This window comes from Pseudoalteromonas rhizosphaerae (assembly GCF_028885455.1).
GTDB lineage: Bacteria > Pseudomonadota > Gammaproteobacteria > Enterobacterales > Alteromonadaceae > Pseudoalteromonas > Pseudoalteromonas rhizosphaerae.
This window is the reverse complement of sequence record NZ_CP118496.1, coordinates 1,798,246-1,824,145: the sequence shown is the minus strand read 5'-3', so window position 1 is coordinate 1,824,145 and position 25,900 is coordinate 1,798,246. Positions and strand designations below refer to the sequence as shown.

Annotated in this window: 26 protein-coding genes; 12 read left to right on the top strand and 14 right to left on the bottom strand. The window is 39.9% G+C overall.

Annotated features, from left to right (window positions below):
• Positions 1-7: 7 nt before the first annotated feature.
• The 5 genes from PVK79_RS07825 to PVK79_RS07805 all read left to right on the top strand — a co-directional run bounded on the left by PVK79_RS07825 (position 8) and on the right by PVK79_RS07805 (position 3,112).
• Positions 8-340 (top strand): immunity protein YezG family protein, encoded by a 333-nt coding sequence (locus PVK79_RS07825; RefSeq protein WP_257326842.1) that lies wholly within the window; start codon positions 8-10, stop codon positions 338-340.
• A gap of 61 nt (positions 341-401) precedes the next feature.
• Positions 402-644, top strand: a complete 243-nt coding sequence (locus tag PVK79_RS07820) for a hypothetical protein (RefSeq protein WP_145242522.1) — start codon at positions 402-404, stop codon at positions 642-644.
• Positions 645-907: 263 nt separating this feature from the next.
• Positions 908-1,252: a PEGA domain-containing protein gene (locus PVK79_RS07815; protein ID WP_145242524.1), complete on the top strand. Its 345-nt coding sequence runs from the start codon at positions 908-910 to the stop codon at positions 1,250-1,252.
• 155 nt (positions 1,253-1,407) lie between these two features.
• Positions 1,408-2,037: a hypothetical protein gene (locus PVK79_RS07810; RefSeq protein WP_257326840.1), complete on the top strand. Its 630-nt coding sequence runs from the start codon at positions 1,408-1,410 to the stop codon at positions 2,035-2,037.
• Positions 2,027-3,112, top strand: coding sequence for a rhomboid family intramembrane serine protease (locus PVK79_RS07805; RefSeq protein ID WP_145242010.1), 1,086 nt, complete (start codon positions 2,027-2,029; stop codon positions 3,110-3,112). Before PVK79_RS07810 ends, PVK79_RS07805 begins: the two co-directional genes overlap by 11 nt.
• A gap of 50 nt (positions 3,113-3,162) precedes the next feature.
• Here the strand turns inward: PVK79_RS07805 and PVK79_RS07800 are convergent, their stop codons facing one another.
• The gene (locus tag PVK79_RS07800; RefSeq protein ID WP_145242012.1) at positions 3,163-4,359 is read right to left on the bottom strand and encodes an iron-containing alcohol dehydrogenase; all 1,197 of its coding nucleotides are present in this window, start codon (positions 4,357-4,359) and stop codon (positions 3,163-3,165) included.
• Positions 4,360-4,405: 46 nt separating this feature from the next.
• A complete protein-coding gene (locus PVK79_RS07795; RefSeq protein ID WP_145242014.1) occupies positions 4,406-4,765 on the bottom strand; it encodes a DUF1294 domain-containing protein in 360 nt (119 codons plus the stop codon).
• Positions 4,766-4,817: 52 nt separating this feature from the next.
• Here PVK79_RS07795 and PVK79_RS07790 point away from each other — a divergent pair, with 52 nt between their 5' ends.
• A complete protein-coding gene (locus tag PVK79_RS07790; protein WP_145242016.1) occupies positions 4,818-5,345 on the top strand; it encodes a hypothetical protein in 528 nt (175 codons plus the stop codon).
• Between the two features lie 267 nt (positions 5,346-5,612).
• Here the strand turns inward: PVK79_RS07790 and PVK79_RS07785 are convergent, their stop codons facing one another.
• Together PVK79_RS07785 and PVK79_RS07780 are read right to left on the bottom strand one after the other, a co-directional pair.
• On the bottom strand, positions 5,613-7,733 hold the full coding sequence (locus PVK79_RS07785; RefSeq protein ID WP_145242018.1) for a methyl-accepting chemotaxis protein: 2,121 nt from the start codon (positions 7,731-7,733) through the stop codon (positions 5,613-5,615).
• Positions 7,734-8,173: 440 nt separating this feature from the next.
• Entirely contained in the window at positions 8,174-8,602 is a 429-nt protein-coding gene (locus PVK79_RS07780) for an organic hydroperoxide resistance protein (protein WP_145242020.1), read from the bottom strand.
• 125 nt (positions 8,603-8,727) lie between these two features.
• On the opposite strand from PVK79_RS07780, the gene PVK79_RS07775 reads away from it, so the two are divergent.
• The gene (locus PVK79_RS07775; RefSeq protein ID WP_145242022.1) at positions 8,728-9,159 is read left to right on the top strand and encodes a MarR family winged helix-turn-helix transcriptional regulator; all 432 of its coding nucleotides are present in this window, start codon (positions 8,728-8,730) and stop codon (positions 9,157-9,159) included.
• Between the two features lie 104 nt (positions 9,160-9,263).
• Entirely contained in the window at positions 9,264-10,274 is a 1,011-nt protein-coding gene (locus PVK79_RS07770) for a zinc-binding alcohol dehydrogenase family protein (protein ID WP_257326838.1), read from the top strand.
• A 205-nt stretch (positions 10,275-10,479) separates the two neighbouring features.
• Here the strand turns inward: PVK79_RS07770 and PVK79_RS07765 are convergent, their stop codons facing one another.
• Positions 10,480-11,487: an acyltransferase family protein gene (locus PVK79_RS07765; RefSeq protein ID WP_257326837.1), complete on the bottom strand. Its 1,008-nt coding sequence runs from the start codon at positions 11,485-11,487 to the stop codon at positions 10,480-10,482.
• Between the two features lie 41 nt (positions 11,488-11,528).
• Positions 11,529-12,194: an alpha/beta hydrolase gene (locus PVK79_RS07760; RefSeq protein WP_257326836.1), complete on the bottom strand. Its 666-nt coding sequence runs from the start codon at positions 12,192-12,194 to the stop codon at positions 11,529-11,531.
• Positions 12,195-12,678: 484 nt separating this feature from the next.
• Here PVK79_RS07760 and PVK79_RS07755 point away from each other — a divergent pair, with 484 nt between their 5' ends.
• The 3 genes from PVK79_RS07755 to PVK79_RS07745 all read left to right on the top strand — a co-directional run bounded on the left by PVK79_RS07755 (position 12,679) and on the right by PVK79_RS07745 (position 14,857).
• Positions 12,679-12,909, top strand: a complete 231-nt coding sequence (locus tag PVK79_RS07755) for a helix-turn-helix domain-containing protein (RefSeq protein WP_182719062.1) — start codon at positions 12,679-12,681, stop codon at positions 12,907-12,909.
• 64 nt (positions 12,910-12,973) lie between these two features.
• A complete protein-coding gene (astB, locus tag PVK79_RS07750) occupies positions 12,974-14,320 on the top strand; it encodes an N-succinylarginine dihydrolase (RefSeq protein WP_145242028.1) in 1,347 nt (448 codons plus the stop codon).
• 3 nt (positions 14,321-14,323) lie between these two features.
• On the top strand, positions 14,324-14,857 hold the full coding sequence (locus PVK79_RS07745; RefSeq protein ID WP_257326835.1) for a GNAT family N-acetyltransferase: 534 nt from the start codon (positions 14,324-14,326) through the stop codon (positions 14,855-14,857).
• A 253-nt stretch (positions 14,858-15,110) separates the two neighbouring features.
• Here the strand turns inward: PVK79_RS07745 and PVK79_RS07740 are convergent, their stop codons facing one another.
• Positions 15,111-15,965 carry a mechanosensitive ion channel family protein gene (locus PVK79_RS07740; RefSeq protein WP_145242032.1) on the bottom strand — a complete coding sequence of 285 codons (855 nt, stop codon included), beginning with the start codon at positions 15,963-15,965 and terminating at the stop codon, positions 15,111-15,113.
• A 346-nt stretch (positions 15,966-16,311) separates the two neighbouring features.
• Between PVK79_RS07740 and PVK79_RS07735 the strand changes: the two genes are divergently transcribed.
• The gene (locus tag PVK79_RS07735) at positions 16,312-16,992 is read left to right on the top strand and encodes an SDR family oxidoreductase (RefSeq protein WP_182733872.1); all 681 of its coding nucleotides are present in this window, start codon (positions 16,312-16,314) and stop codon (positions 16,990-16,992) included.
• A gap of 58 nt (positions 16,993-17,050) precedes the next feature.
• Here the strand turns inward: PVK79_RS07735 and PVK79_RS07730 are convergent, their stop codons facing one another.
• The 7 genes from PVK79_RS07730 to PVK79_RS07700 all read right to left on the bottom strand — a co-directional run bounded on the left by PVK79_RS07730 (position 17,051) and on the right by PVK79_RS07700 (position 25,865).
• Positions 17,051-19,369 (bottom strand): family 20 glycosylhydrolase, encoded by a 2,319-nt coding sequence (locus PVK79_RS07730; protein WP_257326834.1) that lies wholly within the window; start codon positions 19,367-19,369, stop codon positions 17,051-17,053.
• On the bottom strand, positions 19,362-20,303 hold the full coding sequence (locus PVK79_RS07725; RefSeq protein WP_257326833.1) for a PfkB family carbohydrate kinase: 942 nt from the start codon (positions 20,301-20,303) through the stop codon (positions 19,362-19,364). The genes PVK79_RS07730 and PVK79_RS07725 overlap by 8 nt, the downstream gene beginning before the upstream one ends.
• Positions 20,296-21,744, bottom strand: coding sequence for a sodium:solute symporter family protein (locus tag PVK79_RS07720; RefSeq protein ID WP_257326831.1), 1,449 nt, complete (start codon positions 21,742-21,744; stop codon positions 20,296-20,298). Before PVK79_RS07720 ends, PVK79_RS07725 begins: the two co-directional genes overlap by 8 nt.
• 161 nt (positions 21,745-21,905) lie before the next feature.
• Entirely contained in the window at positions 21,906-22,289 is a 384-nt protein-coding gene (locus tag PVK79_RS07715; RefSeq protein WP_145242042.1) for a RidA family protein, read from the bottom strand.
• Positions 22,282-23,754 carry an N-acyl-D-amino-acid deacylase family protein gene (locus PVK79_RS07710; protein WP_257326829.1) on the bottom strand — a complete coding sequence of 491 codons (1,473 nt, stop codon included), beginning with the start codon at positions 23,752-23,754 and terminating at the stop codon, positions 22,282-22,284. The genes PVK79_RS07715 and PVK79_RS07710 overlap by 8 nt, the downstream gene beginning before the upstream one ends.
• Positions 23,754-24,605, bottom strand: coding sequence for a MurR/RpiR family transcriptional regulator (locus PVK79_RS07705; protein WP_145242044.1), 852 nt, complete (start codon positions 24,603-24,605; stop codon positions 23,754-23,756). Before PVK79_RS07705 ends, PVK79_RS07710 begins: the two co-directional genes overlap by 1 nt.
• Before the next feature lie 12 nt (positions 24,606-24,617).
• Positions 24,618-25,865, bottom strand: a complete 1,248-nt coding sequence (locus PVK79_RS07700) for an amino acid deaminase (protein WP_257326828.1) — start codon at positions 25,863-25,865, stop codon at positions 24,618-24,620.
• Between the last annotated feature and the right edge of the window lie 35 nt (positions 25,866-25,900).

Sequence of the window (25,900 nt, the reverse complement as noted above, 5' to 3'; positions counted from 1 at the left end):
ACAGCACATGCAACCAAATATTAAAAACATCCCACAACAACTTGGGCAATACTTGTACCAGCAAATAAATGAGCCGTGGCTTGAAGCACAACTTATTTTAAATTGTGAAGATGAAAACGTACTTGAATGCAAAGCCCATTATCAAACTGCTGCTGATACAAGCGAACAGCCGATTACCGTGACAGACGAGATAGTCAATTTATTCAAACAAGTATTTGATAAAGCCACAAAGCACCAACCAGAAAAATGGACGCGCGCTATTTTTACCATTAATCGCCAAGGCCAATTTAATCTGAACTTTGAGCGTGATAATAATGATGATGACGTTATCACTGCATAAAATACACACTAATTTAAACGCGTAAATTACGCTAATACAAAAAACACTAAGGACACAAAACATGGATGTTAAGAAAAACACCCGCAGCAAGCTAAGCCTAACCGCCTTACTTTTTTCAAATAGATTTATCAAAAGCCCTATTATTCGTATCGCGATCATCTTCGCCATTATTATCGCGTGTTTACTAATGATCAAAGTGGCCATAATGGCCTTTTACATCACTGTATTTATGCTAGTCGCTTTTTTAATATTGGGTACGTGGCAACGATTTACTAAGCTTAAAAAGAGCAAAACCCTAAACTAATATTTATTATAGTCATAATGAAACTGTTTCTTTTATTGCTATAAACATAATAAAATAAGGAAAACTGGTATTTTTTGCAACTATGATTTGAACCTCATCCTTATACATACTAAAATGCCATTTGATTTATAGTTAAAGTAAATATAAAAGTCATGGAAGACTCTAGTAAATACATAATCCTTCCTATTGTTATTCCATGATTTTTCGTTGCTAAAAGTGATATAAACAAAGATGTTTATAATGAACAATTTAATGGAGTAATTATGAAAAAATTAAGTGCGCTGGTTGCTATAGTGATGCTATCAGGTTGTTCAAGTAACCCTAAAGTTGAACAACAGACGGCTTCTGCTGAGCAATCTGTTGTCACCACAGAAGAAGTAAACAGTGCAATATCACTGACCGTTATTACTTCTCCTGATGATGCCCGTATTCGCATAATGAATATAAAGCCGAAATACCAAGCAGGTATTGAACTCGATGAAGGTAAATACGACATCGAAATTACTAAAGACGGTTACTTAACCTATAGAAAGTGGGTTACTGTTGATAAGAAAACGATCCTGACTATCGAGTTAGATCAAATTGAAGCAAGCCAATCTGCATTATGACACCACTGATGGCAAGTTTATTCTTGCCATCACCAATTTGTATTGCCTGTGTTAAAAATTAAGTATAGTTTCCATAAAAAGTAATTGTCGTATTAAAAAAATCCCCGTATCCTGTTGCGCTTATTAAATGGACAGTAAAAATAAGGATATGAATTTTGGAGTCATCACAAAACCACTCTGACCAAGCAAATACACCTCCTCGAATACCTAACGTACTGAAAAAAGTTGATAATAAAGAGCTAAAAAGTACTAGCTTTTGGTTGAACCAAGTGTTTTTAGTACTTTCAACTATTTTTGGTGTTTACTTAGCTGCGCAAAGCGGTTTAGAGCAAGCACTAAAATTTGATTCATATAGTAAAATGGAGGATAACTATTATTTGCGTACTTCATTATATGATGAAGTAAATGATAATTTAGAGAATATAAAACGCTATTCGTTACTTTTAGCCAAAAGCCCACACACAAGTGAACTTGAATATAATAAACCCACGCTTGAAAAGTATATTTGGCAAACTATGCAGTACTCACCAACAACTCTTGAAACGCCGAGTATATTTCTAACACAAATTCGTCGTTTTTATAGTCGTGCTGAGTTTGTCATTGAAGCAGCGTTAAAGCGTAAAATGTCTGCGCGCCAAGCGTCAATTGAACTAAATCAAATTGCCGATATTATTGAGCAACAAACATTACCTCAACTAAAAGCTAGTGCATTAAATTTACAACAAGAATTACAACAAAACGATATTATTATCGGCTCATTGAAGGAGGCTGATAATGCCAACTAAACGCTGCCCTCACTGCAAAGATCACCCTTTGGATGTTACTCATTATCAAGGTGAAGAGATAGATATCTGTCGCGAATGCGGTGGCTTATGGTTTGAAAAAAACGAAGTTAACCGGATGATTGCCGAAATCAACGAAGGTCCTATTGGTGAAAAATACGAGACTCATTTTGGTGAGTCATTAGGTATTTCTAAGCTAGACTGTCCCGATTGCAGTAAGAACCTTGAGCGCTTTCATTTACTCGAAGATTTTCATACCGAAATTGATGTTTGCCGTCATTGTGATGGCAGTTGGATTGAAAAAGGTCAATTAGAAAGCGTTGAAAACAGCCCCGAGCTCAAAGCAAGCCTAGACAAGCTAAACCAAAAAGTTAGTTGGAAAACTTATCTGTTTCAATTTTTAACGCAAATGCCCGTTGAATATAACCTAAAACCAAAACAAACGCCGTGGGTTACTCGCGGTTTAATTGCACTCAATGCCATTGTTTTTGCCTTGTATTTTTTCAATTCAGACGCATTCAGTGCCACCCTCGAATTATTTGCAATGAATCCAAGTAAGATCTCTCAAGGCGAACATTTATGGAGCGTGATTACCTGTGTTTTTTTACACGGCTCAGTAATGCACCTTATTGGTAATATGTACTTTTTATACATTATTGGTGATAACCTCGAAGACGTATTAGGTCATAAAAAGTTTTTAATATGGTATATGGTATGCGGTTTGGCAGCGTCTTTTGCTAGCTTTATCGTTGATCCCAGCTCGATTATTCCAAGTGTCGGGGCTAGCGGCGCAATTGCAGGGCTATTTGGTATGTACTTAATGTGGTTTAGGCACGCCAGCCTAACTTTTATGTTTATCATTTATCAAAAGAAATTATCTGCAGTGTGGTTTTTTGTAATTTGGTTAGGGATCAATATTTATGGCATGATTGCAGCACCTGATGGTATCGATTATGGCGCTCATATAGGTGGCTTTATCGCAGGGTTATTGATCGGCTTTGCTCTTAAAGCAAAAATCACTGCACAAAATCCTATAATTGAATTATTAAATCAACCTGAAGCACAGTTAAAACGCTAATTTAACGCTTAAACCTTCCCTATCTGTGCTGATGGGAAGGTTTTCATTTATTACGTATCACTCACTACTTTATGAATAATGGCTTGGCATTGAGCTACGTTCATAAATTTTGGTACTGGATAGTCCCAGTTAGCCTCTACAATTGCAGCATCAGCAAGCTTAGGTATATCAGCTACTTTTAGCTCTTTTAAATGACGAGGGATAGCTAGATCAATAAGTAACTGCTCTAAGGTGTTTAATAGTATTGCTGCTTTTTCTGCTGGTTTTTGGTGTGATTGTGTTAATTGGCAATGATCAGCAATAGCCGCCAGCTTTTTATCTATACTGGAACCATAAAATTTCAGCACATGCATCAATACCACACTATTTGCTAAACCGTGAGCTGTGCCGTATTGCGCGCCAAATTGATGCGCTATAGCATGCACATAACCTACAGATGTTCGGGTAAACGCTTGTCCTGCATAAAATGAAGCGAGTAACATATTTTCCCGCGCAACTAAGTCATTACCATTTTTATACGCTGTTAATAAATTTTGTAAAATAAGTTCGATTGCCCGCAATGACTTGTCATCACTAAAAGCAAGGCCATTAGTGCCTATGTATGCCTCAAGTGCATGCGTGAGTGCATCGATACCTGTAGCTGCGGTAATAAAATCAGGCACCGTTTGTGTTAGCTCAGCAATTAAAACTGCATCACTTGGTACAAGAGCAAAGTCAGTGGCGGCATATTTTGTTTGCATTTGCGGATCGTTTACCACCGCAGCAACGGTCGTTTCTGAGCCAGTACCTGCAGTTGTTGGAATAGCACATAATGGGGGAAGTTTTTTCAGTACTTTAAACAAGCCTTTTAACTGCTTAACTGATTTATTAGGTCTTACTGCACGTGCGCCAATTAATTTGGCACAGTCAATTACTGAGCCGCCACCAACGGCGATAATACTATGACATGTGTATTGCTGATAAAGTGCTAAACCGCTTTCAACATTGCTAATCGTTGGATTAGCATCAACGTCACTAAACAGCTGCCAAGAGATTGCCTGCTCATCCAGCAAAGCTAAAATGGGAGCAACAACGCCTAAATTTTTTAACGTATTGTCAGTTACAACTAACACAGGTTTATTTGGATTAAGTAATGCAAGCCATTGCTTAAACCCGCTATAACCTTGATACAAACGCGGATCAGGAATACCAATAAAAATAACAATACATTTTAAAATAAAATGATAGCAGCGATATAAAAAATACATAAAATCAGACTTTTGTTATTTTTAGGTTACCTGATAGTGCATCAATTTAAAGCAATTGCCAATAATAGGCAGCCCCTAATACAGAAGTATTTATAATGATAGTGAGCCAAAGTACCGCAATAAATGCACGTTTTTGTGATTTATGTCTTAACCATTGCTGAGCGATCAGTGCTCCCGGCCAACCACAAATTAATGCTAAAATATGTAAACTACGTTCCGGCACTCTAATAGGCTGATCTGTTGACTCTATCGCCAAACGCTTATCCCATTTATAAACTAAAAACGTAATACTGCTCATAGTACAGTAAACACTGGCGACCAAATATGGCCAATAATCAAGCAGCCCACCAATCACTAATACAACTAGAAAACTAACAGAAAAAAGCAATAATGTTTTTTTAATCAACGGACTCTCGCCTATACTACAATTTGAAAAACTAATAATGATAGGCACGATTATGTCATACCTAAAAACACTTTTACTATCTTTTTGCTTTATCTACGCTGGTGCTATTAGTGCACAAACGATTGACTTAGCACCAGAGCTTGAAGTATTTAAACCTTACCTCGGCACATGGCAAGCTGATTTCAATGTTGCCGATAATAAGCCAAAGATTCAGGATGTAAGTCGCTGGGAGCGAGCCCTCAATGGGAAAGCAATTCGTACCCTTCACTCAATTAATGAAGGTGAATATGGCGGCGAATCAATGATATTTTGGGATAGTAAAAAGCAGTCATTAGTTTTTTATTATTTCACTACAGCAGGCTTTTATACTCAAGGGACATTGAAAGTATTGAGCCCTACGCAGTTTGTAGCATACGAAACCGTAACAGGTTCAAAAGAAGGCATTACAAAAGTAAAATCAACCAGTGATTTTAAAGATGAGCAGTTTGTTGTCTCTACCTCTTATTTAAAAAAGGGTGAATGGACAAAACCTGAAAAACGTATTTACACTCGCAGTAACAAACAGGTTATTTTTAAATAGAAACGGCATAAAAATAGTCGAGTAAATCGATTTGCTGGACTGATGATTTACGTATAAAAGCCATACCTAATTTGAAAGAGGTAGCGCGTTGAAATATTTTGCCGCTCTTTGGTTTGTATTATTTTGACAGCTGAATTAGGGGTGGACCTAGTTTAGAGTTGATAATGTAACTCAAACTAACCACGCCGAAGTGGCGTGGCTAGTTTGTGAGCGACAGGTTAAGTTATACCGGTTTTATACAGAACCAAGTTAATCACATTGGAGGTATTATGTTTTCAATTTATTCAATTCATCGTCTTGTTGTGCAACAAGCTGATTGAGCATTTGACTACCATCGCCAGCTTGAGTTGATAAATCAGCAAGTTGTGATGCAGCATCGGAGATCAACGTTAAATTACGATTAATTTCTTCAGTTACAGAACTTTGCTCCTCTGCAGCCGTCGCTATTTGGGTGATCTGATTAGTTATCTCTTCCACTTTAATTACCACACTGTGTAAAGCATCAAAAGCAACGGTAGTTTCATCAACTGCAGTTTGTGCTCGCACAACTCCTTTTTCAATCACTGTTGAGGCATTACCCACTTCAAGCTGTAAGTTGTCAATTAAGCCACTAATGTCATCTGTTGACGCACGAGTTTTAGATGCCAGAGCACGCACTTCATCGGCTACGACAGCAAAGCCTCGCCCCTGTTCACCAGCGCGAGCAGCCTCAATCGCAGCATTAAGTGCGAGTAAATTAGTTTGCTCTGAAATAGTGCGGATCACATCTAAAATTTGTGTAATATCGTTACTACGCGCCGCCACTTTGGCTACGGCTTGATTGGCTTGCTTTATTTCTTCAGACATAGTTTTCACTTGTGATACCGCAGACGATAAACTCGCTTCGCTACTGACCACTAATGAATTAATTTCATCCGCTTGCTGCGCTGATTGCTCTGAAGCACGGGCAACTTCAAGTGCAGTGGCACTCATTTCATTCATTGCCGTTACGACACTTTCAATTTCTTGAAACTGAGCTTGCACATTTTGCTTAGTATCAACGGCTACATGTGCGGCAATTTGTGCCTGCTCCTTAGTTTGCCCTGATACATCTTTTAATTGCGCAATTAAATCACGTAACTTTTCCAAAAACGCATTAAACCCAACAGCGAGCGCAATTAACTCTGCATGAGTGTCAACTGTTAACGTTTGTGTTAAATCCCCTTCACTACTGGCTAAATTATCAACCCGTAACTGAATTTGTTGCAGCGGCGCCACGATGCTTTTGACAACTAAAGTCATAATAATAAATGCAGCGCCAGCAATCACTAACCCAGATATTAAAATTAACCCACCAAGAGTGTTGGCATTATCTTGCATACTTGCACTGAGCTGCTGTGGTCCTTGTAGTGCAAGCTCTGCAGGTACTTCTACTAGCAAAGTCCACTGACGACCAGCAAGTTTAATATCTATTGGGTAATTGACTAAATATTCATTTTCGCTCTTTTGTACTCCAGAGCTTTCTTTCAAACTAGTATAATTTTTTAACACCGAGGCAGAGACTGCTTCTTTTAGCGGACGACCAAGTTTGTCTTTGTTATGACTGCTACCCACAATTAAATCCATCGAACTTAATAAGGTAACTCGCGCCTGACCATTATATAATTCTTTTGATAACTGCTCGGTCATAGTTTGAAAAACTGGCAGTGTAATATCAACGCCACTGAGGCCAATAAACTTACCGTCGCGCAGTATTGGCACAGTCAAAGATGTCATCATTTCCGAATTGCCGGGGGAGATTTCGTACAAGTAGGGTTCCATAATGCACGGTTTTTTAGTGTCTTTAGCACATAAGTACCACTCAGCCTCACGTTGACCAAATTCGTTTAAAGTCGTAACGTATTTTTCTGCTGCATCTTCAACAACTTGCTGTTCAATCACACCTTCACGGCTGCGAGTGAAGTAAATCTCTAAGGTGCCTTGGCCTGCGACTGAATGATCAAAACCACTTTTATATTGTTTATCGTTACCATCAAAACCATTAGCTTCAAATTGCGAGTAGATTGAAGAAAGTATCGAATTACCTTCTATAATAGAGCGATTAAGCTGTACCACCGAATCACGTGTTAAAGCATCTTTAGCTGATTCATTACCAAGTATTGCAGCGAGTGAAAAAGGCACTCGATATGCTTCGTTGATAAACCCTGCGATTTTTTCACCGTACACTGCTGCATTACTGGTGAGCTTTTCTTCTACCTCTGTAACTATCAATTTTTCAGCTTGTGCTGATAACACTTTATTGCTGCTTGATAATTGCCACCAAAGCACACTCGATAGCACTACAACGGTGATAAAAATACTACCTAAAGTAAGCCATAGTAACTTTTTCGCCAACGCTAATTGCCGCATTCCACTTATCCTCGAATTAAAACTACGTTTACATTCTAGTTCAATTATTCATAAGTTAATCAATTTTGTTGAAAAAAACCGTATTAATGGATATTCCTAGACCACTCAACCTAACCAGTGGTTAATAAACTTTCCCGATAACAAAGCCAATTTAGACATCGAGTTGATCATTACTGAACTATTTGTGTTAATGCTTGGCAATGACATACATGGTTTAACATACTGAAATAGTATTAATATACAATGATATAAGTGAGGATATTGATTGTCGGGTAGCGCAAACTAAGGATTACAAATTTTAGTACAGATTATCACAATTGCGCTTCTTGGTTATAAATGGCGCTCTAAAAAGCTCATGGTTATAAATAAAAGCCACAAAAAAGGCGCATTTAAAATAAAAATGCGCCTTTAAAAATATAAATTATTAAATTTACAATAAGTTAGATAACCGACAATTCAATTGCGATATTACCACGAGTAGCATTTGAATATGGGCAAACTTCGTGTGCTTTAGCCACTAACGCTTCTGCGGTGTCTTTATCTACATCACCGACAAAAACAGCTAATTTTACAGCGATACCGAAACCACCTTCGATTGGACCAATCGATACTTCTGAATCAATGCGGGTATCAGCAGGTAACTTAACTTTAGCTTGGCCTGCAACTAATTTTAATGCGCCAATAAAACACGCTGCATAACCGGCTGCAAACAACTGCTCAGGGTTAGTGCCTTGACCATCATCGCCACCTAACCCTTTTGGAGTTGAAAGTGCCACATCTAAACGGCCATCGTCTGATTTTGCAGTGCCCTCGCGGCCACCCGTTGCAGTTGCTTTAGCTGTGTAAGCGACTTGTAGTAATTCTTTCATAATGTTTTCCTTATTTAAGGTTGGGACTAAACTTACTTTGCATGCAAAATAATAAAGTAGTTTATTGATCATTGCAAATATTTTGCATGCAAATTAAAATGCAGTGTCATCATTCGAGAGCTACTATGAAATATCCACAATTGAAATTAGATAATCAAATTTGTCATCGTCTATATATGGCCTCCAATTCAGTGGTACGTGCCTATCGAGATGCACTAAACGAACTTGAGCTGACCTATCCACAGTATGTGGTGATGATGGCGCTCTGGGAAGAAGATGAGATCAGTATTGCACAGCTGCTGGAAAAAACCGCAATAGATGGCGGCGCCATGACACAAATTTTGAAAAAAATGACCGATAAAAGCTTATTAGCCGTGGTTAAAGATGAAACAGATAAACGTAAGCGAGTCGTAAAGTTACACAAACAAGGCATACAGCTGCAACAACAAGCAGCGAATATCCCTGAGCAAATTCGTTGCCGTTTTCCATCTATTACGCAGCAAGAAGCCACACAACTAATTACTTTACTTGATAAACTCAATACTGACTTAAGTTAATTATCAAAAATTTTGAGAGAGATTCGTGTATATATACCCCACTCTTTTTCTATTATAAAACTGCGTTATAGTGGGTGCAGCAAAACAATTTAACGGAGCAACTCATGAAAGTCATTGGATACCAAACAGCAACCAAAACACTTAGCAATCATTCTTTCGAAGCCATCGAGTTACCTATTCCAACAGCATCCGGTCACGATTTATTGGTCGAAGTAAAAGCAATTTCAGTTAATCCTGTCGATGCGAAGATCCGCGCAAATGTTAGCCCTGAACAAGGTCATAAAGTCATTGGTTGGGACGCTGTTGGGATCGTAAAAGCTGTTGGTGATAAAGTAAGTTTATTTAATCTGGGCGACCGGGTTTATTACGCCGGTGATTTAACTCGCTCAGGCAGTAATGCTGAATTTCAACTAGTTGATGAACGTATTGTTGGCCGTGCGCCTACTACCTTGAACGATGCCCAAGCTGCTGCGTTACCGCTAACCAGTATTACAGCCTGGGAATTACTGTTTGATCGTTTGCAAATATCACGTTCCAACAATGCAAAACCAGCTTCATTATTAGTTATTGGTGCCGCAGGCGGTGTTGGCTCAATTTTAGTGCAGTTGGCCAAACAGCTAACCAACTTAACGGTGATAGGCACAGCATCACGCGTAGATAGCGTTAGCTGGTTAAATGCGCTAGGTGTTGATCAAGTGCTTGATCACTCACAAAGCTTAGATGCACAACGAACAGAGCATAATCTTGCTGAATTTGATTATGTAATTAGCCTCACTCATACCGATCAACATCTTGATGAAATTATTAAAGTAATCAAACCACAAGGTAAATTAGCTTTAATAGACGACCCAGCAAGTTTTGATATTTTAGCGCTCAAGCGCAAGAGTATCTCACTGCATTGGGAGTTTATGTATACTCGTTCAATGTTCCAAACTGACGATATGATAGCGCAACATCAGTTACTTACTGAATTAGCAGAGCTAGTTGATAACGGCATCATTAAAACTACCTTAGGCCAACATTTAGGGAAAATTAATATAGAAAACCTGCTCAAAGCGCACGCAATATTAGAATCTCATCAATCACGCGGTAAGCTGGTGCTTGAAGGGTTTTAAGTTTAAGGCACCTATTAATTATAACGAGCCAGATCAACTATCTGGCATTAGCTGAATATCATAAAATGTAGACATTAAAGCTCTATAAATCCTCTACCTTAAGTTACCCAATAATCATCAATGCTTGTTCTCAGTTATTTATTATCTCATTATTTATCTTTGAGTAGACTAAGCACTAACTACTACCAAACCAAGCTACGTTAACCTATGTTGATTTATTACATCGTATTAAATTTGCTATGGGTTTTTCAAAGTACCTATATGACAGATATGCCACCAAAACACTAGCAAATAGTGAAACTAACAATTTAATTTCTATAGATAAATTAAGTTTGTTAACTTGCACAATAATCGGCATATGCAGTAAATACAACGAATATGAGACTCGACCTAATAAATCAGTGATCTTATTCGCTAACAAAATATTATTATCAGGAACCAAAAATACGACTGCAAAAAACACACAACTCATTACCAGCAGTACTTCATAACTTAACCACATCTTACGTTTAGCATCGGATATTACTGGCGTAAATTCTGGATACAATAACGGTATTAGACAAAGCGAAAATATAAAGCAATGCTTTTTAAGGTAGCTTGGTATTACTAGTGACTTGTAATTTAAACCAAAAATAACCCCAACAAAAAAGAAAGGAAGGCTTCGGATTGAATTAAACACATTGTAGGGAATACCATTTAAATCACCACTTATCCTAGGGAAGTTTGTCAAAAACAAGACAATCATCACCATGATTATTGATACATAAATATACCCAACTCGGTTTTTAGCAAAAGCCCAAAAAGTAATAAAAATCAGATAAAACTGCACCTCAGGCGGAATAGACCACAGAACGCTATCACCATGTAAAAACAATAAGTGACCCAATAGAATGTTAACGTTCGATATGTCATACAGCAGGTTTTGGTCGAACTGGGTGAACAAGTATGAGCCTAAAACAACAGCAAAATAAAGTGGTAGCACTCTCCCCGCACGGGCTAAAAAATAATGCTTTACATGCTCTTTATTAAACGCTTTTTCTAAATAGAGATATGACATTAAAAAGCCACTTAACATAAAGAACAGCATCACCCCATACGCGCCGGAGCCACCACCCAACGCACCATCAAACCAGTTAGTTATATCAGTAAAATGAGTTATAAAAACAATGATTGCAGCTATGCCGCGCAAAGCATTTAACTTCCTAATCTCCAAAACGCTTCCTTGTCAGTGTTAATTTAAATAGACTTGTGCATCTAGTTTGCAGCACTATGATGGGCTGATTGTTTCACCCATGCTTTGACTGGTACTACCCATTCAGCTATTGGTGTATAAAAAGCGCCATGCTCTTTATCTGTGCTGATTGATATTTCAGTAAACCGCTTTACACCTTTACTACGATTGATTAGAAACAGACAAGAACCCACATCATCCGAAGTTTCAAATATCGAATAAATATTTCCATACACGTCTAGCTCTGGGTTATTTTGTAAATAGCGACCGCAACCGGCCAAAATAATATAAGTTACATCATTATTTGCCAATAAATTAGACGCCATAATTGTAATGGCGCCACCGCGAGAAAAACCAATCAGTGAAATATTGCCAGCTGAAACGCCCTTTGCGATGAGCAAACGAACATCGCTTGCTAGTTTTTGGGCAAAAACTTTAGGCTGAGTGTTATTAGCCCTATGATATGCAATCAGATTATAATCTGTGTCCGCAAGCGCTGCTTTTATTTTTGGAAATTCATAAGTTCCCCAACGCAAATTAACCGGCCTTGGGTTAATACCTTCGACAATCAACCCATGAGAATAAAACACATACTTTTGCGTTGCATCAATAGTTGATGGGAATGCAGTAAAAACCTCCCCAGCAAAAGATGCGCAAGAAAACAGTAATAAGAGTAATAATTTAAACAAAATAGGACATATTAATTAGTTATTAAAAAATGGCTGTACATAAAAGGCCAAATACAGAACAAAACATCACCACTAAAACAATAATAATTAAAAACTGTATTTTATACAATGCATTAACTAAACATTGAAACGTTTAATTCATAATAATGTATATTTGATGTTAATCCCCCCTTCTGCTCCAGCAAAGTGCAAAGCCATCATTATTTTTCACTACATTAGTGCTTATACTCAATCATACAACAACGAAAAAACCTTAAGCTATTGATTTGTTTTAACTAAAAATAATTATTCAGACTGGCACAGATCTTCCTTACAAAAGAGTAACTCACTAATCTGAGTTTTATCTTCATTTACCTCGTCTACAGGGAGCGAGCTATGACTAATATTTATCATATGTTGTATTTACTATGGCGCTTAGATATAAGCATTTGGCATATTCACCATGCCAATGATCCTCACACCACCGCAGAAAAAGAGCGTGAATATGTTAAGTAACTACCCGCACTTAGATGAAGCGCTTAAAAAGTTGTCGGTGCATCAATTAACAATTAGCCAAGCCTCCGAGCACTATGATTTACCCAAACGAGTGATCTATAAAGCACTGCGTCAACAACAAGCAAAAATAGCACAGCAAAAAAGCTACCTACTCGCAGCACAAAAACGTTTGCAACAAAACTTGCAGAGCGTAGAACTAGAATTAGCTAATTTTAATTAACCTACTACTGATTATTTTCTGTATAGTTTAAATACACTAAAATTAGTAAAATTGCAGGATAACTATGACAGCTGTAGAAGTTAATTTTGATGGCCTTGTAGGCCCGACTCATAACTACGCGGGATTATCATACGGTAACGTAGCATCATTAAATAATGCGGCAAGTTACTCCAATCCAAAAGAGGCGGTACTGCAAGGCTTAGCGAAAATGAAAGCTATGCATGACTTGGGACTAACTCAAGGGGTATTTGCCCCACATGCCCGCCCTGATATAAATGTATTGCGTCGTTTAGGATTTACAGGCACTGCTGAACAAGTGATCAGTAAAGCGTTTAAAGCTGATCCTGTTTTAGTTCGCGCATGTTATTCAGCATCATCAATGTGGACTGCCAATGCCGGCACTGTATCACCATCAGCCGACACACTTGATGGCAAAGTTCACTTTACTGCTGCTAATTTGAATAACAAATTTCATCGCTCCCTTGAGCCTCAAACAACAACACGATTACTTAAAGCCATGTTTAATAACGAAGGCTACTTTAGTCATCATACCCATTTGCCAGATCAAGGTTTTTTTGGTGATGAGGGCGCGGCTAACCATACTCGCTTAGGCGACGAGCATGGTGTTCAAGGTTTGGAGCTGTTTGTATATGGTGCCAGCGCATTTAACAGCGCACTGCCTAAGCCAGTTAAATTTCCTGCAAGGCAGACACTTGAAGCATCACAAGCAATATGCCGACTACATCAGCTAAAACCATCTAGCCAATTAATGATTCAACAAAACCCTGAGGTGATTGATCAAGGGGTGTTCCATAATGACGTAATCGCGGTGGGTAACGCCAATGTATTACTCTGTCACGAGCAAGCTTTCTTAAATCAGCCTATCGCCCTACAACAAATAAAAGATGCATATATTGGCGACAAAACACTGCATATTATTGAGGTGCCAACAGCCAAAGTAAGCGTGCAAGATGCTGTAACTAGCTATTTATTTAATAGCCAACTGGTTAGTTTAAACAATGGCAAAATGTTACTGGTTGCTCCACAAGAATGTAAAAACAATCAGGCAGTTAACAGTTATATTGAAGAAATGATCCTTGCAGACAATCCAATTGATCAAGTGCAATTTTTTGATTTAAAACAAAGCATGCAAAATGGTGGTGGCCCTGCTTGCTTACGTTTACGTGTAGCGCTAAATCAGCAAGAACTCGCGGCAGTCAATCCTGCCGTTATTTTAAACGATAGTAAGTACCAACAACTATGTGATTGGGCGAATAAGCACTATCGTGACAAACTTAGTAATGATGATTTTGCAGATCCAAACTTGTTACGTGAAAGCTGGCAAGCGCTGGATGAATTAACTCAACATCTGCACCTAGGCTCTGTGTATCCATTTCAATTAGAAGGATAAACCATGCAAGATACAAGCGTTGTAGATACGCAAATACATAAAATCAGTTCACTAGCGGGATATCAGCAATCGCTAAATCATTTACTGGTTGATAGCGTTAACAATGGTGCATCGATTGGTTTTATCGCGCCATTGACGCGCGCACAAGCAGATCACTACTGGTACAGTATTGAATGCGATTTATTAAATGATAGCCGCGAATTATTTGTTATCACCGAAGGATCTGAGGTAATTGGTGCAGTGCAATTATCGTTGTGTCAAAAAGCTAATGGCGCTCACCGCGGTGAGGTTGAAAAGCTAATGGTACATAGCCAATACCAAGGCCAAGGATTTGCAAAACAACTTATGCATACCCTTGAAAAAAGTGCGCTGCAGCAACAATTAAAACTACTGGTACTGGATACCCGCTTAGGCGATATTGCCTCACTTTTATATGAAAGATTAGGCTATATAGAAGCCGGTGAAATACCACAGTTTGCCCTTAGTTCATCGGGCGAATTACAAAGTACTGTGCTGTTTTATAAATTACTTAAGTGAGTTAAATTCGTCAATCGCTTACAACCTTATAATGTTATCAGCAGTCACTTCGCTTTTGTAACCTACCATAAAGGCATTTACTATAACGTTTAAATCGCTGCTAATACGTTGACAGAACAGATAAAATGGGATCAAGTAGACGAACTTATCAGCATGTTTTCAATGAGCACAAAAAGAAAACGCCAGTCAATATTAATTAACTGGCGTTAAGCTGACAGATTGCTATTTAATATATTAAATCACTATCTGTTATTTACACATCCTTGTTAACGGTTATTGCCGATGCCATCGACTCCGATATATGTAACGTACGCTGCGGAAATGGAATTGTCAGCCCTGCTTGCTCAATAGACTCTTTTACGCGTTTATTAAGATCCCAGACTGTTTGCCAATAATCACCGTTAACTGTCCACGCACGTAATTGAATATTCACTGAGCTTTCAGCTATCGATGTCACCATCACCTTAGGTGCTGGATCCGCTAATAATCGGCTTTCTGATGCGGCTATTTCTTTAAGTACATTTAAGCCATCATCTATTGAGTCAGCAAACGAAATACCTACTACAATATCCATGCGTCTTTTACCATTGCGAGTGAAATTTTTAATATTACCACCCCACACTTTGCCATTTGGCGAAGCGATATATAGGCCATCATTGGTTTTAAAAATAGTTGTAAAGAGGTTAATTTCACTCACAGTACCCGTTGTGCCACTGGCATCAACAAAGTCACCAACTTTAAATGGCCTAAGTATTAATAACATAATACCTGCGGCAATATTACTGAGGGTATTCTTTAAAGCAAGGCCAATCGCAAGGCCAGCCGCCCCCATAAGTGCTATTAAACTGGCTGTATTAACACCAAAAATATCTAAAATAAACAACCCTGCAATGATATACACCAAGTAGCCCAGCACACTCGATAAAATTGGTAGTAAGGTTTTATCCATTTTCTTAAGAGGCGACTTAGAGTTTTGGATCGCTCTTTTAACAGAGCGCGCAATTAGAGCACCAGCTATAACAATAGCCAACGCTAGAATCAGTTTATAACCTAGAGTCATTATGGTTTCTGAATGATTTTGCCAAAACACTAATAACTTATCTTTCACTGTTTATTTCCACTAAGTAATTGCTGCAATTGAGCAAGGTTTAACATAGCTTACACAAGGTTAAAACCACATTGTTATAAGCCAATAAGTGTGAGCTGCTATAACCATTTGCGATTTGTAGCCTGCTAAAAAATAAGCTGGCCTCAAAGCGAAACCGCGCGATTATATAGCATAATAAATATAAACCTAACTTTTTATTTTAATCTTTAAAAACAATTAAAAATCATATAGTTAAATCAAACCAGCAAGTTGGTGTAATAAGCATTCAATGGAGGTTAATCCTTCACTGTTACCATTACCACTAAGAGTATCAAATCTAGTCTCAGATTTAATCGAGGAGCAAGTCATGAGTAAAGAAAAAGTTGTACTTATTACAGGCGCTTCCAGTGGTATTGGTGAAGCAACAGCAAAAACCTTAGTCGCAAACGGTCATAAAGTAATTTTGACCGCTCGCAGTGAAGACAAACTTAATGCGCTGGTTGAAGAGTTCGGGGCTGATAACGCATTAGCAGTTTGCGCAGATGCCACTGATTTTTCATCGCTTGAAAACGTAGTTAATACAGGTATAAAACACTTTGGCCGCCTTGATGTTGCATTTGCCAATGCCGGTATGGGTGTTCAAACGCCAGGTGTTGAAGAGGGCGATCCTGAGCAATGGCAAACAATGATTGATATTAATATCAATGCACTGCTTTACACCGCAAAACTCACTCTGCCACACCTAAGAAAAACCACAGGACACTTTATTTTAACCAGCTCAGCCGCAGGACGGATTGCCCTTAAAGGCTCTGTTTATGGCGCAACAAAATGGTTTGCTTACGGTTTTGGACAAAACTTAGCTGAAGAAATGAAGCCATGGCAAGGACGCTGCACCACTATTGCCCCAGGCATGGTCAATACGCCTTTTTTTGATGAAGCAAAACCCGACAAACTTGACCCAAATGATGTAGCCGAGGCGGTACTATTTGCTATAGAGGCAAACCCACGTTGCAATGTACGAGAGTTATTTTTGATGCCGAGTAATTAACGGACTCGACAGTAATAAATGCCCTTAACAGGGCATTTAATTTGATCCAAGCAGTAAATTAATTACTGCAACTTAAACGCGCCTGTTTTAATCGGTTAATTGATGCGATAACTTGCGCAATCGTACCATGATTGATCTCGATAACTTGCGACTCACTTAACGCATCTTTATTTTGCAGAGCATCAACAATTGCCAAATAGCTTGCTTGCCACTCATTAACCGCTAAAAATACCTGCGGATTATTAGTAAGTACTTGCTGCCACATTACTAGCTGACTTTGCAATGCGGTAAGTTTTTGGCGATCACATTGTTGTTGGTAATCATCCACCGCATAATCAAATTGTTTTAAGGTTAAACTCTCTACCGGTAAAACATCCACTAATTTATCCAGTGGCGCTAACTGATGGTAATCATCGCTTAGAAACGCTAAATGATGCAACGTGTAATAGTGTGCGGGCTCTATCAGCTGACTAAAAGTAAGTAACGCGTTAAGCGCACTGCTTGAAACCTCTGGTAGCTGCTCTAAACGTTGAATAAACTGCTGTTGATGTAGTAAGCCTAACTGTTCATCGGCGTATTGGTCCATTAGCGCAAGCCGAGTGTACATACTGCGCTCATCCGTTAAGCTAGTAGGTGACCAAAAACGTTCTCCTATTGCATAGAGTCTTGGCCAAATACGCGTATCTAAATTATCAGAGGTGATAAGCTCAGCCCAAATAGTTGCTTCACCACCCAATACATTACCTAGCTTGGCTCGTTGCTGCTGATGTTTTAGTTGTTGGTTCAACTGCACCAGAGGTATCTCACCACCGACATTTGCCCTAAACACATAAGGAGTATTACCCACGAATGCGGGATCTTTGCTAGCCTGCGTTAAACTAAATGTCAGCTGAGTTGGCCCAAGCCAAGTATCAATAAGCACCTGATAGTTATTCGCTATTTTAGTCACTTTATCAGTGATGAATGCCCCTTTACCCGCGATGTTGACAATTGCTTGCATACGAGACTGATCACTTGCAAAGACAGTAATATCGCCAGTCACCGCGCTGCCTTTTATGCGTGTGAGGGTAAAATCAACATGTCCGATTACAGTCTTCGCCGTTACTGCGGGTTTCGCCGGCGGCAGCGGATGATTACGATAGTGATAGCTCGTCCACTGCGGCTGATCAATATAAAACCCGCTTGATAACAAACCATCAAAACCGGCCTCAGTGATCGCCGCCAATGAATGATGACCACGCCATGATTGCACTAAGGTGTTGTTAGGCAAATTAGGATGTAATACCTCATCCCAACCAATCATTTTCTTATTGTATTTTGCTAATATTTTAGCAACCCGTTGATTGAAGTAGGCGTGTAATGCATGGCTATCAGCCAGTTTTTGCTTATGCATATAAGCTTGAATATGACTATTGGCTTGCCAATCAGTATCATCAATTTCATCGCCACCAATATGCAAATACGGATCAGGAAACAAACCCGCAAGCTCGGCGACTACTGCATCAACAAATTTATAAACCTCAGGGTTGCTTGGATCCAGTAACGGTTTAAATACGCCCCAACGTCGCTCCATCTGAGTTAATTGAGTTCCGCTACCAAGTTCAGGATACGCAAGTATAATCGCGCTGGCATGACCCGGAACGTCAAACTCTGGCACCACCCGAATACCTAACTTTGCCGCATAGCTAACCACCTCTTTAATTTGTGCTTGAGTATAATAAAGACCATCGGATGCCTGCTGGTGTAGTTTAGGGTAACTATTTAGCTCAATTCGCCAGCCCTGATCATCGGTTAAGTGCCAGTGAAACACATTAAACTTGGCTGAAGCCAAGCCACGTAATGTCCGTTTTACATCTGCAATTGGCAAAAAGTGACGCACGCCATCAAATAATAAACCACGCCACGGATAAGTTGGTTCATCCGTAATAATTAGATTATTAACTTGTAGCGGCTGCTTAGCACTAAATAATAGCTGCGATAAAGTCGCCAATCCTCTAAGCATGCCGTATTGATTAGCACTCGTTAGGTCAATTTTATTATCTGCAATAGTTAGCGTGTAACTTTCATCCATATTTAAATAAGGTAACTCGCTCACTGTTTGCGTGATATTAATGTGTAATTGCGCAGCCGCTCTTGGCGTAACTTGTAGATGCTGAAATTGGGTAGCAAACAACGAACTATTTAATAAAGGCAGGACGATTGCGTGCTGCGTTTTAGGTATAAATACCTTAAGAGTTGCTTCAAAGGTAGTACTCCCAGCCAATGATTGCACCTCTTTAGGCATTGGCATCAGCGCTTCGGTGGCGGGCGCAGAAAAAGCATAACAAGAGCTGCTCAGTAGCATTGCCCCCATCATAAAATGAATAATTTTATGCATTGTTTAATTCCTGTTGTTTGCTTGCTTTGAGAGTCACTGTTGTAGCGACAATTGCCCCTGCGGCGGTGATCACTTGAGCCGCAAGTTGCTGGGCAGTCTGCACTGCAATTGCACAAGGACTCGCTAATATTTGTTCAGCTAAAAAACCCGCTGCAAACGCATCTCCAGCCGCGGTAGTATCAATTACCTTCGCGACTGCGGTTACTGGATAGTAATTAATTGTTTGTTGCTGTAACACAATGGTGTCATCCAGTCCTTGCTTAATCACTCGCAACGCTTGTGGGTATGCCCGATAAAAGTCGACCAACTGCTGTTGTTCACAATCACCAAACACACCAAAGTGATCGTCGTTGGTAACAAAAATGATATCTGCAACTAAAAAGGCTTGGCGAAACCAATAGTGTGCTTGCATATTACTTTGCCAAAGCACTTGGCGATAATTACTATCAAAAATAACGATGCCACCAGCTTGCTTAAACTGTGCAATAGCAGTCATTAATAGCTGTTTAGTTGGGTCATCATAAATTGCCAAACTTATAGCTGAAAAATAAAGGTAATCAAACTGTTGCTGCTGCAATGCAGTTAAGAATTGATGTTGAGTATCAAGCTTAAAATACTCTCTGGCAGCGCTATTTTTTCGATCATAATGAAAAACTCGCTCGCCATTAGCATCAAGCGTAATACCATAAGCGCCTAAAGTATGATTTGTTGCATATTGTAAAAAATCGAGTTTAAGCGCTTGCTGCTGCCACCTAGCCTTAGCTTGCTTACTTAGTTCGTCGCTACCAATGGCAGATATAAAATAAACATGCACCTGTTTTCCCATAAGACGTTTAAAGTAAACTGCCGTATTGTAGGTGTCCCCCCCCAAATTAAGCTCTTGATTTGTAGATAGTTCATGCATCGCTTCACCAAAAAATGCAATCTTAATCATGTTGCATTTCCTCGCGTTGAGCTTTTAAAATAGCTAATGCTTGTGCAGATGTGCACACTTGAACTGGGGTAAACAAAGTTACCATAGCAGCTAATAAAGCGGAGCCTAAAGTGGCCGGAATAATTGGGTTACTCCAATAAGCCAGCCAATTTGGCGTTAAAATAATCGCCAACGAAACCAACAGCGAAACCAATAAAGCAGTAATGGCCCCCTGCCAATTAAAGCGTGGCCAAAAATGACCAAATAACACGCATACACATAGACCCGACATTAAAGTGGCGATCATATTTGTAATGTAACCAATCACATCGTTAGTTAATAACGCCAATAATAACGCAATGCCTATCGTCATCACTAAGCCCATCCGCGAAAGTAATACAACATCTTTAGCGTGGGGCATTCGTTTGAATACTAAACTATACAGATCACGTATTAATACACTCACAGCTGCAATCGCATCTGAGCTAGCACTGGAGATCGTGGCTGAAAGGCCAGCAATAATAACCAGCGCTGCCAAGCCAAAAGGTAATAATTCAAACGCCATAAAAGGGAAAGAAAATGCACTGTTCTCTAAAGCAGGATTCAGTGCATAAGCTGCCATACCGATGATGGCAGGTACTATGGCAAATACTAAATACAAGCCACCCGATAAATAAAACGATTGACGAATACTTTTAACATGCTTGCCAGAATAAATACGTTGGCGAAATGATGGCGCAACCAAGACGCCTATTAACACCGCGAAAAATAATGATAAGCCATGCACTGCACCTATTTTATCCAATGATAAAAAGCTTTGGTTAAGCGCAGGTTGCGCATTGGCCATCTCAGCCAAGCCACCCACTTCATAAAGAGCGACCCCAGCCATCAAGAAAAAGCCAACAAATAACACCAATGCTTGAATAGAGTCGGTCCATACCACAGCAACATAACCGCCAATCACCACGTAAATACTAAAGCCCAGTGCAATAATAAGTTTTGCCGAAAATGGCGATAACCCAGTAAGCCATGCTAAATACATACCACCGCCCAGAATATGCGCTCCTAACCAACCAATACTGGCGACAAAAATAAATATTGCGATGGTATTCTTAACGAGTGGATGTGCTCCCACATAGTATGATACTTCTTCACTCATAGTCATGAATTGGTGTTCACGCACTGGCGCAAATAATTTTGCTAATAATAAAATTCCCGCAGCACCACCAAGGCCATAGATCATCCCAGCCCAGCCATTTAAATAAGCAAATCCCACAGCCCCCATTGATGATCCTGTTCCTACCATAGTGGCAACTGTAGTACCTAACGTAAGAAAAAACGGTAAATTACGTCCCCCCAGTAAAAAGTCATCGCCACCTTTAGAATTTCGGCTTACCCACCAACCAAACCAAATCATAAATCCTAAGTAGCCTAAAAAGGCCATTAATAATTGCCACTTCATAAGACACCCTGCTCCACCAATCCACGCTGCGCTTTGTAACAGCACTTCTAATTATTAATTACGTGGTTGATGTTAGTTATTATTCTGACCTAAGAGCGGTTATTATTTTGTGTGCTCTTAGGTGTAAATGTCAGCGCTGTCATTCAGCTACTGACAAAATCTTAAGGCGCCTTATAACAGGTAACATCCACCTCAACTTTACAATCGACGACTAAATCCGCGACCGCACAAATACGTGCCGGTGGATTAGCGCCAAAATACTCTTTAAACACTTTATTAAACGACTGAAAGTAACGAGAATCAGTTAAAATAACAGTAACATGCACCACATCTTTGAGCTCATAACCAGCCTCTTTCATAATCTCGAGGCAATTTTCAATCGCCAGTGTTGATTGCTCAATAATCCCCCCTTCAACCACTTCTCCATCTTTCATTGGGGTTTGTCCAGATACCATCAGCCAACCACCCGCTTCTACTGCGCGTGCAAACGGTAAGTGCTGACCACCGGTACCTTTACCGCCTTCAATACCAATTCGTCTAATCATCTTTACTTGCTCCTAGGGATGTTAAAAATTTACCTGAATATGCAGGTAGAATATGTTTATCTATAAGGGTTGCTTGGCCATTGGTCCAGACACGATGAATTCCTGAAGCCGCCAGCTCTGGATCAACAAATGTTGCGTTATCAATAATCTCATTGGCATCAAATAACACCAAATCGGCAAAGTTGCCTACTTTGATCACTCCACGATTTGCCAACCGATAGTTAGCCGCGCTTAAGCCTGTCATTTTATGAATCGCAGTTGCTAATGAAAAAATTCCTTGTTCACGGCTGTAATGACCCAGCACTCGGGGAAATGAGCCCCATAACCGAGGGTGTGGGTGTGGATCGCACGGTAAACCATCTGAACCAATCATGGTTTTATCAAACGCTAAAATAGTGTTTACATCGTCTTCATTTAACCCATGGTACACAGCACCAGCTGGCTGCAGTTTTTCAGCAGCATCCAGCAAACTGACGTCCCATTGTTTAGCAATATCAGCAAGTAATTGCTCGGCCATTGCAGGGTGGGCATCAGACCAAGTGATAAAAATATCGAAGTCGTCAGTCACTTGGTTCAAATCTAAGGTACTGGAGCTGGCCGCATACGGGTATGCGTCGCAACTACATTTTGAGTGCTCGCCTTGTGCTGCAAATTTTGCTAACAGCTCAGGGGCGCGTCCCCAGTTATTTTTACCTGCACACTTCAAGTGGGAAATAATCACTTTAATGCCAAACTTTTGCTCCATAGCAAACGCTTCATCCATCGCCTCAAGCACGGCATCAAACTCGGTGCGTAAATGGGTGGTATATAAAGCATCATGCTTTTGTAAGATAGCGCCAAATGCCTGTACCTCTTGTTCAGGTGCACACTGTGCATTGCGATAGGCAAGCCCAGTGCTCAAACCGAGGGCACCTTGGGTTATGGCTTCATCCAATTGCAATTGCATCGCGGCAATTTCGTCAAGCGTCGCTGGACGTAATAAGTCATCCATAACGTTATTGCGCAATGTGGTATGCCCTACCAATGCTGCAACATTCACATTGGCTTTTTGTACATTAAATGCATCGATATAATCGCGCATCTGTGCAAAAGTAAACTCTGCTTTTTCACCCAGCAGATTCATTGGATCCGGCGCATCTGCAGTTAGTTTTGCCGGCGCCGCGCTGATCCCACAATTACCGGTGATCACCGTTGTCACCCCTTGACTTATTTTCGCTGCCATCGCTGGGTTTCTTAACAACTCAAGATCATCATGGGTGTGTACATCGATAAACCCCGGGGCTAGGCATAATCCATTGGCCATTATTGTGTGTGTTGCCTGCCACTGTGATAACTCGCCGAGTGCGACAATATGTTCACCTTTAATTGCGACATCCATGTACTGAGGCGCATTGCCTAAACCATCAAATACTTTTGCTTGATAAATGATTGTGTCTGCTGATTGCGAGATATCGTGCCGCATCATTAATCTCCTAGTGGTGCTCTGTCTGGTCCTTGACGATACTCATCTAACTCATGTTTGATGCGACGAAGTTTTTCGCGAGATTTTTTCTGCGTTAAAATAGCCACTTCACTTGCCAATATGTCTACTGCAGCAAGCATCGCGTAACGGCCTGTACTGGGCGTAAAAATGTAATCTGATTCGTTAGTTTTAATTGGTAAGTGAATCGTTGCGATATCAGCAAGCGCACTCTCTGGGCAAACCGCAATCACTTTAGCGCCATAATCTTTGGCAATATTTGCCGCATCAATTAAGTCATTTGCTAAGCCAGTAAGCGATAACACCACCACCACATCACTGATATCAACACTGGCGGCAGTCATTCTCATCATCACCGGATCACTGTAAGCGTTACTGAGTACATCCAGTCGAAACAAGCGGTTATGGCATTCTTGTGCAACTACAGAGCTACCCCCACCAACGCCAAAAATTAACGTATGACGGCTTTCAGCAATACAGCGAGCTGCTTCTTCAATCTGCGACTGTTCAATTAATCCGGCATTAATATCGAGAATATCGTGTATTGCTTTGTATATAGCTGGAATATCTTCACGTACAGAGGCATTTTCACTAATAAAGCGCTCTCCTACTGCCAGTGATTGTGCAAGCTGTAGTTTCATATCACGCACATTATCGCAGCCCAGCGCTTTTGCTAGCCGAGTGATAGATGCGTGACTGACTTTTGCGCGCTGTGCTAAATCACTTATACTTGCCGATGCTGCATATTGCAGATCGGCTAAAATTAATTGTGCAACGAGTTGCTCTGATTGCCGTAAATGGCCTAAACGCTCTTTAATTCGTGAAACAATATCCAATTAACTACTCTCCTAAAAATACGTATCAAAGATACCAACAACGTTATAATTATCATCGATAACATTAATATAACGCCATTTATCAAATGTCAGGCAAGGATGTGAAGTCCCAAAGGCAATAATATCACCGACTTTTAAGTGGCTATTTTGATCAACACGCAGCATGGCATGCTGATCCATTATTTTTTCAACTTGCCAATCAGCACCTGCTTTAGTAACAACACCGTGTTGGTCAATATGTAAATTCGCAATAGGTAGCCCGGCATCAAATGCCACATCGCGCTTACCCATACCAATAATTGCTCGTCCCGGTTCTGGCAATGACTGTACATATGCCCAAACCTCTAAACATGATTGTAAATCGCTACCAATATTACACGCCAACGGATTACGCGCTAGAATCTGTTGCTGCGCATGGCCATAAATCCCTTGATCATGAGCGACATAACAGCCAGGGCGGATCACAGGCACCATGTTATCGAGCATGTTACTAGGTGCAAAAGCATCGCAGACTAAGTCGTACCACGCTGAGCCACCTGCGGTAATAATTACTTGTTCTGTGGCAAAAGCCTGCTGCTCAATCAACTCTTTACATGTTGTTACCGCATCCGCTAAAAATGCAGTCACTTCACTTTGTGTACTCAACACTCCTTCATACACTTCAATGCCCGCAAGCTGTAATGAAGAAAACTGCTTAATATGCGCAACCAATTGTTGGAGCTTTTGTTCATCAACTACACCACAACGTCCACCTGTCACACCTAACTCAATAAATAATTTAACTTGTATGCCTTGCTTACTAAAGAACTCACCAAGACTTGTTACATTGCTAACATCATCCACTAAACAATAAAAATCAACCTGATACTGTTTTAATAAATAGCTAAGCTGCTGCATGTTGGCTTTACCAACTAATTGGTTCGCCATGATAATGCGCTTAGCGCCAGCTTGTGCTGCTACCACTGCTTGTTGCACAGTTGCAATGGTGATCGCGTAAGCACCTGCATTTAATTGCTTTTTAAAAATATCCGGTGCCATGGTGGTTTTACCATGCGGTGAAAACTCCACCTGACTTTGTTTGGCGAACTCAGCCATCCATGCAATGTTATTATCTAAACGCGTTTGATAAATACACGCACAAGGAAGACTCACCTGCTGCTTAGCAACATTGCAATCACCTTGTATGATCGTTTCGCTGTTGCCTAAGCCTTTATTCATAGTATAAATTTTTGCGGCGCGTTTCATGGCTAACTTTTCCATAAATAAAACTCTTATTTTAAATCATTACCTTAGAT